The following is a 2,077-nucleotide window of genomic DNA, read 5'->3' on the forward strand; positions in this document are numbered from 1 at the left end:
GGCCTTCACGGCCGAGATCGCCACCATGAAGATTTCCGAGGAGATCGACGCGCTGGAAGTGATGGGCCTGGACAGCGTGCGCTACCTCGTGTGGCCCAAGTGCCTGGCCATGGCGCTCATGGCTCCGCTGCTCACCGTCTGGGCGGATTTCGCGGGCGTGCTGTCGGGCGGTGTGTTCTCCGTCACCGTTCTCGGCCTCTCGGCCAAGGGATACTACGACCAGACCGCAAACTTCCTCAGCCTCCGCCTGCTCTTTTCGGGCCTGGTCAAGAGCGTGGCCTTCGGGCTGACCATCACGCTCATCAGCTGCTGGCAGGGATTCCTGGCGCGCGAGGGTGCCCTGGACGTGGGCAACCGGACCACGCGCTCAGTGGTGCAGTCCATCCTGATGATCGTGCTGCTGGACCTCTTTTTCACGGCCCTCACCTACATTTCCCGCTGACATGGACACCGACTGGACGACCACCCACGCTGCTCCGGACATCGTCCTGGACGCCCTCCGCGTCGGATACCAGGAGCGGGAAATCCTCAAGGACATTTCCGCCGAGTTGCCCAGGGGGCGCATTTCGGTGATTCTCGGCGGGTCCGGCGGGGGCAAATCCACGCTGCTCAAGGCGATTCTGGGCCTTCTTCGACCCACCAGCGGCCGCGTGCTCCTGGGCGGGTACGATCTCTACGCCCTCCAGCCGCAGCAGCTGCGCGAAATCCGCAAACGGATGGGCGTGCTCTTCCAGGACGGCGCGCTCCTGGGTTCCCTGCCGCTGGGCGAAAACATCGCTTTGCCCATTCGCGAGCACACCAACCTTGATGAAGACCTCATCGAGACCATGGTGCGCATGAAGCTTTCCCTGGTTGGGCTGGACGCCTTCCTGGATTTCTTCCCCAACCAGCTCTCCGGCGGCATGCGCAAACGCGCCGGCCTGGCGCGCGCCCTGGCGCTGGACCCGAAGATTCTCCTGTGCGACGAACCCACGTCCGGACTGGACCCGATCACGGCGGCCGACCTGGACCGGCTCATCCTTGACCTCAAGGAGGCCTTCGGCATGACCATCGTAGTAGTATCCCACGACCTGGAGAGCGTGTACACCATTGCAGACCATGTGGTGGTGCTCAACAAGGGGGGCATGGTCTTCCAGGGCGACCCCGCGCATCTTCGGGAAAGCCAGGACCCCTTCCTGGTGCAGTTCCTCAACCGCCTGCCCAACCGGGAGCGGCACAGGCCGCCAACCGTGGGATAGGCGCAACGTCTACAAGCGAGTTGCCGGTGTTCACGAAAAACGCGAAATCCAAGGACACGGTCAAGGCAAGCCTGGCCATCGCGGCATGCCTGGTCGTGCTGGGCACGTTCGTGGTCGTCCTGGGGGGCTACCGCTTCTGGGAGCGACAGGAGACGTACTCGGCGCTCTTCCGCAGCGTGAAGGATCTCTCGGCCGGGCGACCCGTCAAGTACGGCGGGCTGGATGTGGGCCGCGTGCTCTCCGTGGGCGTGGATCACGACGACCCGCGCCTCATCCGGGTAACGCTGGGGCTCGCGCCGGACGCGCCCATCCGGCAGGGCGTGGTGGCGCGCATCGCCCAGAAGGGGCTGGTGGGCGACTACTACGTCTTCCTGGAGCCTGCGGGCGAGCTGGGGGCCCGGCTGCCGCAAGGGTCCACGATCCCTACGGTGGAGTCCGTGGACATGACGCAACTGGCCAACCTGGCCGGAGAACTGATCGCCGATCTGCGCCCGCGCCTGGACCGCATCGCGGCGAGCCTGGAGACCATCTTCGGGGGGGAAAACGCGGCGCGCATCTCGGAATTGCTCACCAAAAGCCCAGTGCTCATCGACGAGCTCAATGGAACGGTGCGGCAAATCAGAAAGGATTTCCAACAGTTGACTGTCGGCGGCAAGGCCGCGGCCGAAAACGTCTCACGTCTAGCCGGTTCGCTGGAGCAGGCTGTGAACAGCCTGAAGACGGAGCTGGAGAAAACCCTCGGGGACGTCCGGGCCGAGGTCAGGAGCGTGGGCGAGACGGCGGGGACACTCAACAAGGCCGTGCGGCACGACCAGGAGCGCCTGGAAGACATCCTTGCC

General features: G+C 65.0%; 3 protein-coding genes. All 3 read left to right on the plus strand.

The features are described from left to right. Positions 1-442 (plus strand): MlaE family ABC transporter permease (locus ACV4UX_RS18955; protein WP_491594837.1); only part of this gene is annotated, 442 nt, incomplete at its 5' end. Between the two features lies 1 nt (position 443). Continuing rightward, the gene (locus ACV4UX_RS18960; protein WP_491594838.1) at positions 444-1,238 is read left to right on the plus strand and encodes an ABC transporter ATP-binding protein; all 795 of its coding nucleotides are present in this window, start codon (positions 444-446) and stop codon (positions 1,236-1,238) included. Between the two features lie 26 nt (positions 1,239-1,264). Beyond that, positions 1,265-2,077, plus strand: an 813-nt coding sequence (locus tag ACV4UX_RS18965; protein ID WP_491594839.1) for an MlaD family protein, incomplete at its 3' end; no start/stop codon positions are given.

This window comes from Fundidesulfovibrio sp. (assembly GCF_058402725.1).